The organism is Massilia sp. X63 (assembly GCF_041023745.1).
In the GTDB taxonomy this organism is placed as follows: domain Bacteria; phylum Pseudomonadota; class Gammaproteobacteria; order Burkholderiales; family Burkholderiaceae_D; genus Telluria.
Map to the genome: position 1 here is coordinate 148539 of NZ_JBFTEF010000002.1, position 16185 is coordinate 164723.

Annotated in this window: 15 protein-coding genes; 11 read left to right on the top strand and 4 right to left on the bottom strand. The window is 63.7% G+C overall.

The annotated features are described in order from the left end of the window. Positions 1 to 222: 222 nt before the first annotated feature. Positions 223 to 2193, bottom strand: coding sequence for an AAA family ATPase (locus AB3347_RS04830; protein WP_369090650.1), 1971 nt, complete (start codon positions 2191 to 2193; stop codon positions 223 to 225). A 573-nt stretch (positions 2194 to 2766) separates the two neighbouring features. Between AB3347_RS04830 and AB3347_RS04835 the strand changes: the two genes are divergently transcribed. Further along, positions 2767 to 3036 carry a hypothetical protein gene (locus tag AB3347_RS04835; protein WP_369090651.1) on the top strand — a complete coding sequence of 90 codons (270 nt, stop codon included), beginning with the start codon at positions 2767 to 2769 and terminating at the stop codon, positions 3034 to 3036. Between the two features lie 99 nt (positions 3037 to 3135). On the opposite strand, the gene AB3347_RS04840 is transcribed toward AB3347_RS04835, so the two are convergent. Together AB3347_RS04840 and gstA are read right to left on the bottom strand one after the other, a co-directional pair. After that, positions 3136 to 3681: a DUF1697 domain-containing protein gene (locus AB3347_RS04840; protein ID WP_369090652.1), complete on the bottom strand. Its 546-nt coding sequence runs from the start codon at positions 3679 to 3681 to the stop codon at positions 3136 to 3138. A 58-nt stretch (positions 3682 to 3739) separates the two neighbouring features. Next, positions 3740 to 4345, bottom strand: coding sequence for a glutathione transferase GstA (gene gstA, locus AB3347_RS04845; RefSeq protein ID WP_369090653.1), 606 nt, complete (start codon positions 4343 to 4345; stop codon positions 3740 to 3742). 167 nt (positions 4346 to 4512) lie between these two features. On the opposite strand from gstA, the gene AB3347_RS04850 reads away from it, so the two are divergent. Further along, positions 4513 to 4842 (top strand): hypothetical protein, encoded by a 330-nt coding sequence (locus tag AB3347_RS04850; protein ID WP_369090654.1) that lies wholly within the window; start codon positions 4513 to 4515, stop codon positions 4840 to 4842. Further along, positions 4839 to 5696 carry an HDOD domain-containing protein gene (locus AB3347_RS04855; protein WP_369090655.1) on the top strand — a complete coding sequence of 286 codons (858 nt, stop codon included), beginning with the start codon at positions 4839 to 4841 and terminating at the stop codon, positions 5694 to 5696. The genes AB3347_RS04850 and AB3347_RS04855 overlap by 4 nt, the downstream gene beginning before the upstream one ends. Positions 5697 to 5888: 192 nt before the next feature. On the opposite strand, the gene AB3347_RS04860 is transcribed toward AB3347_RS04855, so the two are convergent. Further along, positions 5889 to 6293 (bottom strand): hypothetical protein, encoded by a 405-nt coding sequence (locus AB3347_RS04860; protein ID WP_369090656.1) that lies wholly within the window; start codon positions 6291 to 6293, stop codon positions 5889 to 5891. Positions 6294 to 6906: 613 nt separating this feature from the next. On the opposite strand from AB3347_RS04860, the gene miaB reads away from it, so the two are divergent. From miaB to gmhB, 8 genes are all read left to right on the top strand, one after another. Beyond that, entirely contained in the window at positions 6907 to 8265 is a 1359-nt protein-coding gene (gene miaB / locus AB3347_RS04865; RefSeq protein ID WP_369090657.1) for a tRNA (N6-isopentenyl adenosine(37)-C2)-methylthiotransferase MiaB, read from the top strand. After that, positions 8262 to 9356, top strand: coding sequence for a PhoH family protein (locus AB3347_RS04870; RefSeq protein ID WP_369090658.1), 1095 nt, complete (start codon positions 8262 to 8264; stop codon positions 9354 to 9356). Before miaB ends, AB3347_RS04870 begins: the two co-directional genes overlap by 4 nt. Continuing rightward, on the top strand, positions 9337 to 9804 hold the full coding sequence (ybeY, locus tag AB3347_RS04875) for an rRNA maturation RNase YbeY (RefSeq protein ID WP_369090659.1): 468 nt from the start codon (positions 9337 to 9339) through the stop codon (positions 9802 to 9804). Before AB3347_RS04870 ends, ybeY begins: the two co-directional genes overlap by 20 nt. A 124-nt stretch (positions 9805 to 9928) precedes the next feature. After that, on the top strand, positions 9929 to 10807 hold the full coding sequence (locus AB3347_RS04880) for an HlyC/CorC family transporter (protein ID WP_369090660.1): 879 nt from the start codon (positions 9929 to 9931) through the stop codon (positions 10805 to 10807). Beyond that, a complete protein-coding gene (lnt, locus tag AB3347_RS04885) occupies positions 10807 to 12396 on the top strand; it encodes an apolipoprotein N-acyltransferase (RefSeq protein WP_369090661.1) in 1590 nt (529 codons plus the stop codon). Before AB3347_RS04880 ends, lnt begins: the two co-directional genes overlap by 1 nt. Before the next feature lie 111 nt (positions 12397 to 12507). After that, on the top strand, positions 12508 to 13437 hold the full coding sequence (gene glyQ / locus AB3347_RS04890; protein WP_369090662.1) for a glycine--tRNA ligase subunit alpha: 930 nt from the start codon (positions 12508 to 12510) through the stop codon (positions 13435 to 13437). An 18-nt stretch (positions 13438 to 13455) separates the two neighbouring features. Further along, entirely contained in the window at positions 13456 to 15561 is a 2106-nt protein-coding gene (gene glyS / locus AB3347_RS04895) for a glycine--tRNA ligase subunit beta (RefSeq protein ID WP_369090663.1), read from the top strand. Between the two features lie 18 nt (positions 15562 to 15579). Beyond that, the gene (gene gmhB / locus AB3347_RS04900; RefSeq protein WP_369090664.1) at positions 15580 to 16134 is read left to right on the top strand and encodes a D-glycero-beta-D-manno-heptose 1,7-bisphosphate 7-phosphatase; all 555 of its coding nucleotides are present in this window, start codon (positions 15580 to 15582) and stop codon (positions 16132 to 16134) included. Positions 16135 to 16185 lie beyond the last annotated feature (51 nt).

The window sequence follows — 16185 nt, forward strand, 5'->3', positions numbered from 1 at the left end:
GCCGTCAAGGTGGTGGTGCGCTCCCATGACGAGCACGAGGCGGCCCTGCTGTGCGAGGAAACCGGCGGCAAGGTGTTCGTCGGCGAGCAGGAGAGCCTGCCATAAAAAAACCCGCCGGCTTGCGCACGGCGGGTTGAATAACAGCAAGGAAAAACACAGGGCGTCTGACAAGCCCCCAGGGCAAGACGATCCAACGCCGCCAAAGGGGAATTGTCAGGCGCTTCAAGCGGCGACGACTTCTTCGACGCACAGCTTGAGATTGGCGTGGCGGCCGTGCAGCTGCGAGTGGATCAGCTCGCTGCGTTCCTCGAGCAGCGCGAACACCGCGTCCTTCGACAGCACGTACTCTTCCATCAGGGTGTCCTTGAGCGACTCGATCACCAGCTTGTAGTCGCGGATCGCGTTCAGGGTGTAGCTGTACAGCTCGTCGGCCTTTTCTTCGACCAGGCGCAGCGTGTGCTCGCCGCCCACTTCCTTCGACAGCTGGCTGTAGTCGAGCTTCGAGCGCGAGTACATCGACAGGCGGCCCACCATCAGGTTGAGCATCTTGGTGATCTTCTCGATGTCGTTCTGGCTGCCCACCGAGATGCCGCGCGGGCCGTAGAACAGCTCTTCGGCCGCCACGCCGCCGTACAGGCCGATCACGTCGCGCTCCAGCTCTTCCAGGGTGCGCAGCGACATGTCTTCGCCCGACTGCAGCACATAGCCCAGCGCGCCGATCTTCGACACCGCTTCGGTGCTGATCTTCAGCAGGTGCGACTTTTCCTTCACTTCGGCCAGGCTCATGCCGGCGCGCAGCCAGGGATCGATCTGCATGAAGAAGTGGCCCAGTTCGTGCAGGGCGATGCGCTCGCGCTGCTTGGTCTTTTCAGCCGTGGTGGCGCGGTCGGTCAGGCCGATGGTGGCGCGCTCGTAGGCACGGAACAGCAAATTGGTGTTGATGATCGTCTTTTCCTGGATCGACAGCATCGAAGCGCGCTCGACCACGGTTTCCAGCAAGGCCGGGCTCAGGTTCTGGGTGATTTCCGCCACCTGGTCCAGGTTGGTGTCGTTCCAGTCCACCAGGCCGTCCTTCTTGCGCGCCAGGAAGCTGCGCAGCAATTCCTTGCGCTCGCCCTTGTTCGGCAGGCGGAAGTTGATCTTCACCGAGAAGCGGCGCAGCATCGCTTCGTCCATCTCGGTGTTCGAGTCGTCGAAGTTCGAGGCGACCACCCAGATCACGCCCTGGCCCTTGTCGCTCTTCACGCCGTCCAGCAGGCCCAGCAGGGTGTTGGCGGTATCGTCCTCCCATTTCTTTTCGCTGCGGCCGCGCGGCATGAACAGGGTCTGGGCCTCGTCCAGGAAGATGATGCACTTGCCCTTGGCGCAAGCTTTCTTGTACAGCGCGTTCAGCGCCTTGGAGCCGCCGCCGACGTAGCCCGACTCCAGGGCCGAACCCGAGGCCGAGATCAGCGGCATGTCCAGGCGCTTGGCCAGGTAGCCGACCAGCTTGGTCTTGCCGGTACCGGCCGGACCGGTCAGCATCACGTTGAACGGCTTGTCGATGTTGTGCGACTGGTATTCGTCGCGGTTGCGGATCATGTCTTCCAGGTGCAGGACTTCCTGCTTGATGTCCTCCATGCCGATCAGGTCGTCCATGCTGCCCTTGAGCTTGTCCGGGGTGATGATCGCGGCGCTGGCGTTCATGCCCGGCAGGCCGAATTTCAGCAGGTAGAGCACCAGCAGCACCAGGCCGATCTGCAGGCCATAGTTCTTGAGGAAAGTGCCGGTCTTCTCGAGGAAGCTCTCGCCCTCGTCCATCACGGCCTTGTGGCTGGCCAGGTAGTCGTCCTTGGCGATCGAGTACGGGATCGCGTTCTTCAGCAGCACTTCACGCTCGAGCGAGAGGTGCGAAGTGCTGGGCACCTTGACCACGTGGATGGCGTCCGCGTCCTTGAACTTGTAGACGTAGCGCGGCGATTCCGACAGCGGCTTGGCGATCAGGAGGTATTCCAGGCGGCCCTTGTGCGCGGCCAGTTCGGTAATCTCGGCAATATTCTGCGAATGCACGACCGGATTCGCATCCTGCGGTACATTCGATTTCCAGATTGCCACAGCCGCGATCACGCCGAGCAGCGCCGCAATGGCGATGCGCACGTAGATATTCTTGAACGCGTTCTTGAAGGCAAGCTGAAGCTGGGCGAAATTGGGCATCGTTTGATCTCTTGCAAAGTTTTGGGTCGACAGCGGTACTGCTTGTGGTGCCGTGCCGGCGTGGTCTCGCGGGATCGGCGTGCGGCGCATGCTGGCCGCTTGGTCTCCAAACGTGTACGTTTGGTATTGTTTTGATGCCCGAAGGCAATGGGATAAGAAGACTATACCTGCAAAAAAAAGCGAGGTGTATACCGTGTGGCGAAAAAAATGGCGATCACAACGATAGTAGATAAATGAATAATCGAATTGATTAGCAAACTATCAGCAAAAATTATCGAACATTTAAATTTATTACTTACTTTTGCTAAAGCGACATTACAAGCACAGCAATCACTTGCAATAATGACAGGATTGCACGAGGTGAATTCGCGACAGTGGAAGAATCTTTGATTGAGCGCAACATGTGCTCATCTGTCAGCATCCTGATGACTTCTTTGTACAACTCAGCAATTCAATTGAGCGCAGCTATTCGTCGGGTTTTGATATGCTGATTCCATGACCTGCGGCTCTTTTTACATGGGGCCGCATGGACCGGATGCAAGTCAAGGCTCGGGTAACACAAGAGGAACGGCTATGAAAAGATATGCATTGGCGGCAGCACTGGTGACCTGCCTCGGCAGTCCCGCGCACGCCGCCGTTATCGATCTCGCTACCATCAACGGGGCAACAGTGCGGGTGCAGGCGCCGGTACGCAACCTGTCCGTCACGCAGCGCCAGGACGTCGTCACACCGCCGGCGAACATGTCCGAACTGCCAGAACCGGAAGTGTTCGCGATGATGCTGCTGGGGCTGATCCTGATCGGCTACAAGGCCGGGCGCGACAGCAGCGAGAAGTTCAAGTAAGGATGCAGCTTGTTCGTCAAGCAGTGCAGGTAGTCTGCCCGGCCGGCCGCCCTTCCCGGGCGCTGCCGGCCGGGCTGCGGCATGCGGTAGTATGCCGCCTCAGCCCTCGCCGCACAGCGTGTGCAGCTTCATGAGGGTGTTCCAGTTACGGGACGTGGTCCCATCCCCAAGCAGTTTTCCCAAAGTTGTCGCCGCAGTGCTATCCAACATCCCTTCCGGACACCAGACGTAGGCCGCGCGTTCGCCCAGCACCAGCCGTTCGCAGCCCCAGTCGCGGCCGTCGAGCGCGGCCAGCCGGTCGCGCTGCGCAGCGTCGCCCAGCAGGAAGACGATCAGCCGCGCATGGTCGGTGGCCACCTCGAGCAAGGGATTGCCGTCGACGATGGCGGACAGTTCGGCTTGCTCAAGCACGAACACGCGCGCCGCCACGCCGAGCTTGAGCACCAGCGCTTCCTCGATTGCCGCAGCGGCGTCCTGGGCAGTGGTGTCCGCGGCGCGGAACACCAGGTTGCCGCTGTTGAGCACGCTGCGCACGCCGGTAAAGCCCAGGCCCTCGACTACTGCGCGCAGGTCGGCCATGGCGATCCGCTTGGCGCGCCCGACGTTAATTCCCCGCAAGAAGGCGACGTAGCATTGGCTGTTCATGGGCGCGATCCTACCCGAGGCCGATCCGGCGTGGCGCATCCGTGCGCCGCACACATGCTCAGGCCAGGCCTTCGGCGCGCATCGCTTCCTGCACCGCCGGGATGGCGGCGACACGGGCCTGGTAGGCCTGCAGGGCGGGCCAGTCGTTCAGGTCGAACTTGGCGAACTGGGTCCAGTTCAGCACGGTGAACAGGTAGGCGTCGGCGATGGTGAACTCGCTGCCGGTCAGGAATGCGCCGCCTTCCAGCTTGCCGGCAAGGTAGTCCAGCGAGCGCGCGAGTGCCGTCCATGCGGCGGCGCGGCCTTCCTCGGTGCAGCCCGGCGTAAACAGCGGCGTGAAGCGCTTGTGCACTTCGGTGGCGATGAAGTTCAGCCATTCCATCACCTGGTAGCGCGCGAAGCTCCCGTAGGCCGGCGCCAGGTTCGCACCCGGGGCCTGGTCGGCGATGTACTGGAGCAGCACCGCGGCTTCGGTCAGCAGCTTGCCGTCGTCGAGTTGCAGGGCCGGCACCGATCCCTTGTCGTTGATCTCGCGGAAGTCGCCGCCGCCGGCGATGGCCTTGGTCCTCAGGTTGACGCGCTCGACCGTGAACGGCAGGCCGGAGATGATCAGGGCGATATGCGGGGCCAGCGAGCAGGCGCCTGGGCTGACGTACAGTTTCATGGGAATCCTCTCAATAGAAATAGGTGCGACAGGGTCGCGAATTGCAAGCGTACAACATTTTTATCGCCTGCTGTTTCGACGCCACAGTTCTGCGCCAGCCCATCCGGTAGGCAAATCCGGGTGTTAAGATCGCGACGTAATTAATGCGAAGAAATGAGCGGAAGAACATGAGCGATAGCTACGAACTGGTGCCGCTGGCGCATCTGTATCCAGGCATGGTGCTCGCCGATGCGCTGCTCGACGCGCAGGGCCATGTGCTGCTGGCCGAAGGCGTCAGCCTGAGCGAGGCAAGCATCCTGTCGCTGGCCCGGCATGGCGTCGGCGCCGTCCCGATCCGGCGCACGCTGTCCCCAGGCCAGGCAAACCCGGCCGCGATTCACGCCCGCCTCGACCGGCTGTTCCGTCGCAACGATCGCGACGACCACGCCGACTGGGCGACCGGCCTGCTGCGCCGCTATGTCGAGGATTACCGCTTGCGGCCCGAGGTGAACCCATGAGCGCCGCCGATACCAGCAGGCTCGACAGCGCAGGCATCCTGGGCGGCGTGGACGACCTGCCGTCGCTGCCGGCCGTCGTCATGGAATTGCTCGGCAGCATAGACGAGGACGACATCGACCTCGGCATGCTGGCGAAGAAGGTGGCGAACGACCCGGCTCTGACTGCCAAGACCTTGCGCCTGGCGAATTCCTCGGCCTTCGGCCTGCAGGTAAAAGCCACCACGATCCAGCAGGCCATGACCTTCCTCGGTTTCCAGGCCACGCGCAAGCTGATCACGGCTGCAGCCCTGACCGGCTGTTTCCCGAGCGGCCGTTGCCCCGGCTTCAACGACAAGGCCTTCTGGCGCCATTCGATTGCGACCGCCGCCTGTGCCCGCGCACTGGCCCGCCGGGTGCGTTTCAATGCCGACTATGCCTTCACTGCCGGCCTGCTGCACGACATCGGGCGGCTGGTGCTGGTGGCGCGCTTCCCCGAGCGTTACCAGGCCGTGCTGTCGCTGCGCGACAAGAACGACGGCGAACTGATCGATGCGGAGCGCGCCCTGCTCGGCATGGACCATGTCGACGCCGGCGTGGCCCTGGCCGAGCACTGGCATTTTTCCGACACCATGCGCCAGGCCATCGCTTTCCACCACACGCCGGAAGCGCCCGGCGCCGGTTTCCTGGCGACCATCGTGCACGTGGCCAGCGCGGTCGTGCACGCGCTGGACCTGGCCGGCAATCCGGACGAACTGGTGCCGCGCGTATCGGCGGTGGCCTGGACGGCCCTGGGCTTGACGGAAGAGGCGTGGCTGCAGGTCTTCCACGAGACCGAGCTGCAGTACGAGGAGATGTCGGCCATCCTGATGGCCTGAGAACGAAAAACTGCAGAAAAAGCTGCGCCGCAAGATATGCAGGGCAGTGTGAAGGGAAGGATGCGCAGGAAGTCGGCCGGAGCGGCGCTGCGCAGAAAAACCGCCGGGCCGGCGCGGCACTGCGCTCAGGGCGCGGTGCCGCAGCCCGCTGGCGCCGAAGGCATGACAGGCGCGGCTGTCATGCCCACGGCATCAGTGAGCATAATTGCCGGTCGACGGATTTGCTTCGTTACCTTGCTGTTGTTGCGGCTGCTGCTGTTGCTGCTGGGCTGCCGCTGCGGCGGCTGCCTGGGCTGCCTTCTCTTCTGGCTTCGGGCGGCCTTGGGCATCCGACAGGCGGTATTTGGTGCGACGGTCGCCCATCAGGTCGCGCAGGTCGCGGATGCTCATCCCGGTGACCTCGTGCATGCGGATCAGCAGCGAGGCGCCGACCGGCAGGCGGTGGTGGCGGATCTTGCTGATGACTGGCGGCGCAACTTCGAGCATGCGCGACAGCGCGGCGTCGTTCTTCAGCTGCATTTTACCGAGCAGGATGTCGAGCAGGTGGTTCGGGTTGTAGCTTTCCTGCGAAGACAGAGCATGATGTTGTTGTGCCATGATGTTTACCTCGTAAGTTGGTTAAAATAGTTCCTTTACGAACTTTTGTTAAAGACTACATTTCGTCAACATAAGTTCCCGGACTACCTTGGGGAAATTAAACAGGTTGAGCCTGAAGAACTCCTTAAGACAGCGTCCGGCTTGCATGCCCCCGCATACCCTCTCCGCATGCGCACTTGTCTTTCAAACAAATTATCAGGCTCATACGCCCACAGTACATCCGAGCGGCGCATGTGACTCCTTGTCGGAAATCAAGCTATCGTGCGGAAAGCTTGTCACATAGGCATTTCAGCACATGGGGATTATTTGTGGCGCACGCAAGAGATTTCCGCAATAAATTTTCCTAATTAAAAGTTAGAGCAAAGCTATTGATTTACAAGAAGAAATACTCGTATTCGGTATGACTCTTTTCAAGTAATTTACACGATTCCAAGCAAACTCGACATTTAACAATCTGAGCAGCATTGCAACGACTTTAGGTTAAGAAACTTATCGTTCCTGACAGCACGAAAATTTGTCTCACACACCGCGTTTCCGGGGGCTGTCGGCGATTTACGGTAAACTGGACACCTCTTTTGCCGAGGCACTCGCTTCTCTTTCAACACAGCACTCCATGCAGAAAAAAGTATTCATCAAGACCTTCGGCTGCCAGATGAACGAATACGATTCGGACAAGATGGCGGACGTCCTCGGCGCTTCCGATGGCCTGGTCCGTACCGACTCGCCCGAAGACGCCGACGTCATCCTGCTGAACACCTGCTCGGTGCGCGAAAAAGCGCAAGAGAAAGTGTTCTCTGACCTGGGCCGCTTCAAGGCGCTCAAGCGCGCCAAGCCGGAACTGGTAATCGGCGTGGGCGGCTGCGTGGCTTCGCAGGAAGGCGACGCCATCGTCAAGCGCGCCCCGCACGTGGACGTGGTGTTCGGCCCGCAGACCCTGCACCGCCTGCCGCAGCTGATCCGCGAACGGCGCAACAGCGGCACGGCCCAGGTCGACATCACCTTCCCGGAGATCGAGAAGTTCGACCACCTGCCCCCGGCCAAGGTCGAGGGTCCGGTGGCCTACGTCTCGATCATGGAAGGCTGCAGCAAATATTGCAGCTACTGCGTGGTGCCCTATACCCGCGGCGAGGAAGTCTCGCGTCCCTTCGACGACGTGCTGACCGAATGCGCCGGCCTGGCCGCCCAGGGCGTGAAGGAAATCATGCTGCTGGGCCAGAACGTGAATGCGTTCCGCGGCGCCATGGCAAACGGCGAGGTGGCCGACTTTGCCCTGCTGCTCGAATACATTGCCGACATTCCCGGCGTCGAGCGCCTGCGCTACGTCACCAGCCACCCGAAGGAATTTACCCAGCGCCTGATCGACGCCTACGCCAGGATCCCGCAGCTGGTGAACCACATCTACCTGCCGGTGCAGCACGGCTCGGACCGCGTGCTCGGCGCCATGAAGCGCGGCTACACGGCCCTCGAATACAAGTCGATCATCCGCCGCATCCGCGCGGTGCGCCCGGAGATGGCCTTCTCGTCCGACTTCATCGTCGGCTTCCCCGGCGAAACCGATGCCGATTTCGACGCCATGATGAAACTGGTGCAAGACGTCGGTTTCGACAACAGCTTCAGCTTCATCTTCAGCAAGCGCCCGGGCACCCCGGCCGCCAACCTGGACGACGACACGCCGCACGAGGTCAAGCTGGCGCGCCTGCAGCGCCTGCAAGCCCTGATCGACGCCAATACCCGCAAGTACAGCGCCGCCATGGTCGGCAGCGTGCAGCGCGTGCTGGTCGAGGGGCCCTCCAGGAAAAACCCGGAACAGATGCAGGGCCGTACCGAAAACAACCGCGTGGTCAACTTCAGTGCCGACGCCGGCCCGTCCCTGGTGGGCCAGCTGGTCGACGTGCGCATCGTGGCCAGCCACGACTACTTCCTCAGCGGCGAACTCGTCGCCAACCTAGACACGATTGCCAAAGCCAGTTGAAAAACACATCTACCCAGCCTTCGTACTTCATTCCCGAGCCGCTCGACAACACGCGGCTTGCCCACCTGTGCGGTCCGCTGGACGAGAACCTGCGCCAGATCTCGGCCGCGCTCGACGTCACCATCTTCCGGCGCGGTGAAAAATTCATCGTCAGCGGCAGCAATGCCGAACGCGCGGTCGAATTGCTGGAACGCTTCTACGCGGTCGCCAACAAGGTCGTGCCGATCGAGGAAGTGCAGCTGGCCCTGGTGGAACAGCGTTCCGGCCTGAAGCCCAAGTCGCACGCGCCGGGCGAAGCCGAAGCGCCGGAGCCGGCCGCCGCCAAGGACAAGGGAGACGAGGCCGACGGCGGCCAGGAGCCGTCCGACCTGGTCAGCCCCACCCTCAAGACCCGCCGCAGCGACCTGCGCGGCCGTACCCCGCACCAGATCCAGTACCTGAAGGCCGTGCTCGAGCACGACATCAGCTTCGGCGTCGGCCCGGCCGGCACCGGCAAGACCTATCTTGCCGTGGCCTGCGCGGTCGATGCGCTGGAGCGCGACGCGGTCAAGCGCATCATCCTGACCCGTCCGGCGGTGGAGGCGGGCGAGCGCCTCGGCTTCCTGCCGGGCGACCTGAGCCAGAAAGTCGACCCTTACCTGCGCCCCCTGTACGACGCGCTGTACGACCTGCTCGGCTTCGACCGCACCCAGAAGCTGTTCGAGAAGCAGGTGATCGAGATCGCCCCGCTGGCCTACATGCGCGGCCGTACGCTGAACCATGCCTTCGTGATCCTGGACGAAGCCCAGAACACGACGGTCGAGCAGATGAAGATGTTCCTGACCCGCATCGGCTTCGGCAGCAAGGCCGTGATCACCGGCGACGTCACCCAGGTCGACCTGCACAAATCCCAGCGCTCCGGCCTGGTGGACGCCATCCACGTGCTGAAGAACGTGCGCGGCATCGCCTTTACCCATTTCGCCAGCGAAGACGTGGTGCGCCACCCGGTGGTGGCGCGTATCATCGACGCCTACGAAAAGAACTCCTCGATCGAGGAACTGGCCGCCTTACCCAAACCGACCCCTGTGAAAAATGCAAGAAAAAAAACATAAGCTCGACCTCGAAGTCCAGTACGCCGACACCCGCCTCGAACAGGAGCTGACCGAAGCGATGCTGCAGCGCTGGGTCGAAGCCGCCCTGCTCGGCCCGGCCGAGCTGTCGATCCGCTTCGTCGATGCCGAGGAAGGCCTGGCGCTGAACCGCCAGTACCGCGGCAAGGACTACGCCACCAACGTGCTGACCTTTGCCTACAACGAAGGCGAGGAACTGGGCGAGGACGACCCGACCCAGGCCGACATCGTCCTGTGCACCGACGTCCTGATGCGCGAGGCCGAGGAGCAGGGCAAGACGGTCGAGGAACACGCGGCCCACCTGGTGGTGCACGGCGTCCTGCATGCCCAGGGCTACGACCACGAACACGACGAGGAAGCCGAGGAAATGGAACAGTTCGAGCGCGACATCATGGAAGTGCTCGGCTACCCGGATCCGTATTCCGACTGAGGTGCAGGGTGGTCGGCGAAGCCGGCCACCCGACGTATGTCACTACAGCAACGGCACGCAAAATTGGGGCATCTGCCCTTTTCGTGTATCCTATACCCATCGTAACAACGGCTTCACGCCAACTATGCCCGAGTATCCCAGTGACGTCCGATCGGACGCCAAACCCCACCGGTCGCTGTTCGAACGGCTGACCGCACTCATCTCCCCCGAGCCTGAAAACCGCGCAGAACTCCTCGAAGTCCTGCACGAAGCCCACGAGCGCAATCTGATCGATGCCGACGCACTCTCGATGATCGAGGGCGTGTTCCAGGTGTCCGACCTGTCGGTGCGCGACATCATGGTGCCGCGTTCGCAAATGGACGTGATCGACATCACCGACCCCATCGAGCAGTGGCTGCCGATCGTGCTCGAGACCCAGCACTCGCGTTTCCCCGCCATCGAGGGCGAGCGCGACAAGGTGGTCGGCATCCTGCTGGCCAAGGACCTGCTGCGCTACTACGCCGAGGAATCCTTCGACGTGCGCAAGATGCTGCGCCCGGCGATCTTCATCCCGGAGTCGAAGCGCCTGAACGTGCTGCTGCGCGACTTCCGCGCCAACCACAACCACATGGCCATCGTCGTCGACGAGTACAGCGGCGTGGCCGGCCTGATCACCATCGAGGACGTGCTCGAGCAGATCGTCGGCGACATCGAGGACGAGTACGACTTCGACGAAGACGAAGACAACGTCCTGTCGATCAAGGAAGGCCAGCTCGGCCCGCGCTGGCGCGTCAAGGCCCTGACCGAGATCGAACAGTTCAACGAAGAGATCGGCGCCGACCTGCCCGAGATCGATGCCGACACCATCGGCGGCCTGGTCGCCAGCCACCTCGGGCGCATGCCGCACAAGGGCGAGGTGTTCGACCTGCAGAACCTGCGCTTCGAGGTGCTGCGCGCCGACGCGCGCCAGATCCACGTGCTGCTGGTCGAGAAGCTGCCGCTGGCAGAGACCGACCACGACTGATGCTGCGCCGCCGTTCCCAGCCCGGATCGCCGGACCGCAGCACCGCCCCTGACCCGCTACTCCGTGGCACCCGGCCTTCACCGAAGGCGCTGGTGGCGATGGCGCTGGCGGGCGCTACCAGCCTGCTGTCCTTCCAGCCCTTCGGCTGGTGGCCGCTGCAATTCCTGGCCCTCGCCTACTTCTTCTACCAGGTCGGCATGGGCAGCTCGGCGCGCCGCGGCGTGTGGCTCGGCTGGGCCTTCGGCTTCGGCTGGTCGGTGGCCGGCATGCACTGGCTGTACATCGCGGTCACCCGTTTCGGCGGCCTGCCCGCCATCCTGGGCGCGATCGCGATCGCCCTGCTCGGCCTGTACATGGGCCTGTTCGGCGCCTTCGCCGGCGGCGTCGCCAGCTGGCTGCGTCGCAAGTGGGCGCTGCCGGTGTCCGCCTTCGTGCTGCTGGTGCTGCCCGCCGTGTGGGGTGTGTCGGAATGGATGCGCGGCTGGGTCTTCACCGGCTTCCCGTGGGCAGCCTCGGGCTATGCCCACAACGTCTCGCCGCTTGGCGGCTACGCGCCGCTCGTCGGCGTGTACGGCCTCGGCGTGCTGGCGGCCCTGTGCGCCGGCTGCATCGTGATGCTGACCCAGCGCGCGCGCTGGCCGGCCCTGGGCCTGTTCGCGGCCGTGATGGCGCTCGGCTTCGGCCTGAAGCAGGTCGCCTGGACCGAGGAAACCGGACAGCCGGTGACGGTGCGCCTGCTGCAGGGCGACGTCAGGCAGGACCAGAAATTCGATACCGCCTACCTGGTCGACATCGTCAGGCGCTACCAGGGCATGATCACGGCGGCCCCGGCCGACCTGATCGCCACGCCGGAGACCGCGATCCCGGTCGCGCCGCAGCAGCTGCCGCCCGACTACCTGGGCGCCCTGCAGGCCTTCGCCGCGCAGACCCGCAGCCACCTCATGATCGGGATCCCGACCATGGACAGCCCGACCCGGTATTCGAACAGCGTCATCGCCTTCGGCCCAGGTGCCGCACCCTACCGCTACGACAAGCACCACCTGGTGCCCTTCGGCGAATTCATCCCGCCGGGCTTCCGCTGGTTCACCGACCTGATGCACATTCCGCTGGGCGACCAGACCCGCGGCCCGGCCCTGCAGGCGCCCTTCCCGGTGAAGGACCAGCTGGTGCTGCCGAATATCTGCTACGAGGACGCCTTCGGCGAAGAGATCGCGGCCCAGCTGCGCAATGCGCCGCGCCCGGCCACGCTGCTGCTGAACGTGTCGAACCTGGCCTGGTATGGCGAATCGGTGGCGATTCCGCAGCACCTGCAGATTTCGCAGATGCGCTCCATCGAGACCGGCCGTCCGATGCTGCGCTCGACCAACAACGGCGCCACCGCCGTCATCGACGGCCGCGGCAATGTCGTGCAGCGCCTGCCCTTCTACGAACGCGGCGTGCTGGCGGCCACCGTGCGCGGGACCGCAGGCCTGACTCCCTACGTCCGCTTCGGCAACCTCGCTTTCCTGCTGCTGGGCGGCCTGATGCTGCTGGGCGCGTGGCTGGCCGGCCACCGCTATAAAAATAAGGCCGCCAAATCGAACGGCTGAGCTGAATCGGCCCCAGAGGGCCGTGAAAATTCAGTAGAATTGGTCATTTGGCAAATTTACCGTGACCGCGGCGCATAGCGCCGCGGCACCCCACATGTCGCTCACATTCCGATGCTCACATTCCAACAAATTATCCTGACCCTGCAGACCTACTGGGACAAGCAGGGCTGCGCACTGCTGCAACCGTACGACATGGAAGTCGGCGCAGGCACCTTCCACACCGGTACCTTCCTGCGTGCGATCGGCCCGGAGCCCTGGCGCGCCGCCTACGTGCAGCCTTCGCGCCGCCCGAAGGATGGCCGCTACGGCGAGAACCCGAACCGCCTGCAGCACTACTACCAGTACCAGGTGGTGCTCAAGCCGGCGCCGGAAAACATCCTCGACCTCTACCTCGGCTCGCTCGAAGCCCTGGGCCTGGACCTGAAGAAGAACGACGTGCGCTTCGTCGAGGACGACTGGGAAAGCCCGACCCTGGGCGCCTGGGGCCTGGGCTGGGAAGTCTGGCTGAACGGCATGGAAGTCACCCAGTTCACCTACTTCCAGCAGGTCGGCGGCCTCGATTGCAAGCCGGTGCTGGGCGAGATCACCTACGGCATCGAGCGCCTGGCGATGTACCTGCAGGGCGTCGAGAACGTCTACGACCTGGTCTGGACCGAGTGGGAAGAGAATGGTGCGGCCGGCGCTCCGGTAAAGAAGACGCTGAGCTACGGCGACGTCTTCCACCAGAACGAAGTCGAGCAGTCGACCTACAACTTCGAGCACGCGAATACCGAACTGCTGTTCCAGGCCTTCGCCAACCACGAAGCCGAAGCCAAGCGCCTGGTCGAGCTGCAACTGACCCTGCCGGCCTACGAGCAGATCATGAAGGCCTCGCACAGCTTCAACATGCTGGACGCGCGCGGCGCCATCTCCGTGACCGAACGCGCCGCCTACATCGGCCGCGTGCGCACCCTGTCGCGCCTGGTGGCGCAGGCCTACTACGACTCGCGCGAGAAGCTCGGCTTCCCGATGCTGCCCGGTGCCGACAAGGCTGCTGCTTAAAGAAGAACAGAACACATCATGAACCAGACTCTCCTCGTCGAAATCCAGACCGAAGAACTGCCGCCGAAGGCGCTCGTCAAGCTCGGCACGGCATTCGCCAACGGCATCGCCAACGGCCTCAAGGCGCGCGACTTCCTCAATGCCGACAATGTCGACAGCGTCGTCACCGCCCACGCCACCCCGCGCCGCCTGGCGGTCACGATCACCAATGTGCGCGCCACCTCGCCCGACAAGTCCATCCGCGAGAAGGTGCTGCCGGTCTCGGTTGCGCTGGACAAGGACGGCAATCCGAGCGCACCGCTGGCCAAGAAGCTGGCCGCGCTGGGCTTCCCGGGCCTGGAGATCGGCGACCTCGAACGCGCCCAGGACGGCAAGGCCGAATCCTTCTTCTACACCTATACCGCAGCGGGAAGCGCGCTGGCCGGCGCCCTGCAGGACGTGCTGCAGGACAGCATCGCCAAGCTGCCGATCCCGAAGGTCATGAGCTACCAGCGCCCCGACGGCGCCACCGTGCAGTTCGTGCGCCCGGTGCACTTGCTGCTCGCCCTGCACGGCGAACAGGTGCTGCCGCTCTCGTTGCTGGGCCTCGAGGCCGGCCGCCACACCATGGGCCACCGCTTCCTGTCGCACGGCCAGCCGATCGCCATTCCGCACGCCGACCACTACGCCGCGGTGCTGGAAAGCGAAGGCAAGGTGCTCTCCAGCGCGCAAGCGCGCAAGGAAAGCATCCGTCGCCAGTTGCTGGAAAAGGCAGGCGCCGACCAGGTGCTGATGCCGGAATCGCTGCTCGACGAGGTGGCCGCGCTGGTCGAATGGCCGGTGGTGTACGAATGCCGCTTCGAAGAGGAATTCCTGGCCGTGCCGCAGGAATGCCTGATCCTGACCATGCAGACCAACCAGAAATACTTCGCGCTGACCGATGCCTCGGGCAAGCTGCGCTCGCGCTTCCTGATCGTCTCGAACCTGGAGACCGACGACCCGTCCGCCATCGTCGGCGGCAACGAGCGCGTGGTGCGTCCGCGCCTGTCGGACGCCAAGTTCTTCTTCGAGCAGGACAAGAAGAAGACGCTGGAGTCGCGCCTGCCGCTGCTGGCCAACGTGGTCTACCACAACAAGCTGGGCACCCAGCTTGATCGCAGCGAACGCGTCACCATCCTGGCGAGCAGCATCGCCAAGCGCCTCGGCTTCGACGTGCCGCTGGCCGAACGCGGCGCGCGCGTGGCCAAGGCCGACCTGCTGACCGACATGGTCGGCGAGTTCCCGGAACTGCAGGGCATCATGGGCACCTATTACGCGCGCCACGACGGCGAGCACGAGGAAGTCGCCCTGGCCGCCTCCGAGCACTACCAGCCGCGCTTCGCCGGCGACGCCCTGCCGTCGACCAATACCGGCCTGGTGGCCGCGCTGGCCGACAAGCTGGAAACCCTGGTCGGCATCTGGGCCATCGGCCTGCAGCCGACCGGCGAAAAGGACCCGTTCGCGCTGCGCCGCCACGCCCTGGGCGTGATGCGCATGCTGGTCGAGAAGCGCCTGCCGCTGTCGCTTTCCAGCCTGCTGGGCGATGCCGTGGCGGTGTTCGAAGGCCAGGCCGCGTTCAAGGATCCGAGCGCCGAAGTGAAGGACTTCATGCTCGACCGCCTGCGCGGCATGCTGCGCGAGCGCGGCTTCTCGCCGAACGAGGTCGAGGCCGTGCTGGCCCAGAACCCGGACCGCGTCGACGACGTCGTCCAGCGCCTGGAAGCGGTGCAGGCCTTTGCGGCCCTGCCGGAATCGAGCTCGCTGGCGGCCGCCAACAAGCGCATCACCAACATCCTCAAGAAGAACGAGAACGCCCTGCCGCAGGATGCGTCGGTGAAGCAGGAGCTGCTGGTCGAGCCGGCGGAGAACGCACTGGCTGCCAAGATGACCTCGCTCGAGGGCGAGGTCAACGGCGCTTTCGAGCGCAGCGATTTCACCGGCGCGCTCAAGACGCTGGCGCTGATGAAGGACGAAGTCGACGCCTTCTTCACCGACGTGATGGTGATGGCCGAGGATGTCGCCCTGCGCAACAACCGCCTGGCGCTGCTGTCGCAGCTGCACGGCATGATGAACCGCGTCGCCGACATCTCGAAGCTGGCGACCTGACGCACTGAAGGTAGTCCCATGAAACTGATCATCCTCGACCGGGATGGGGTCATCAACCACGACTCGCCGGACTTCATCAAGAGTCCGGCGGAGTGGATCCCCATTCCCGGCTCGCTGGAAGCGATCGCCCGCCTGAACCAGGCGGGTTACCGGGTCGTGATCGCCTCGAACCAGTCGGGCATCGCGCGCGAACTGTTCGACATCACGACCCTGAACGCGATCCACCAGAAACTGCACGCCAGCGCCCAGCTGGTCGGCGCCGACATCGACGCCATCTTCTTCTGCCCGCACGCGGCCAGCGACAACTGCGACTGCCGCAAGCCCAAGTCCGGCATGTTCGAAGAGATCAGCAAGCGCTTCAAGCTGAGCCTGAAGGGCGTGCCGACCGTGGGCGACTCGCTGCGCGACCTGCAGGCCGGCTTCAAGATGGGCTGCGTGCCCTACCTGGTCCTGACCGGCAAGGGCGAGAAGACCCGCGAGACCGGCGGCCTGCCGCCCGGCACCCAGGTATTCCCCGACCTGGCGTCGATGGTGAACGCCTTCCTCAAGACCGCGGCACAGCGGCCCGAATAAGCATTCGACAACAAGCAACCACTATCCAGAACCAGTCCATTGTCCGGAGAC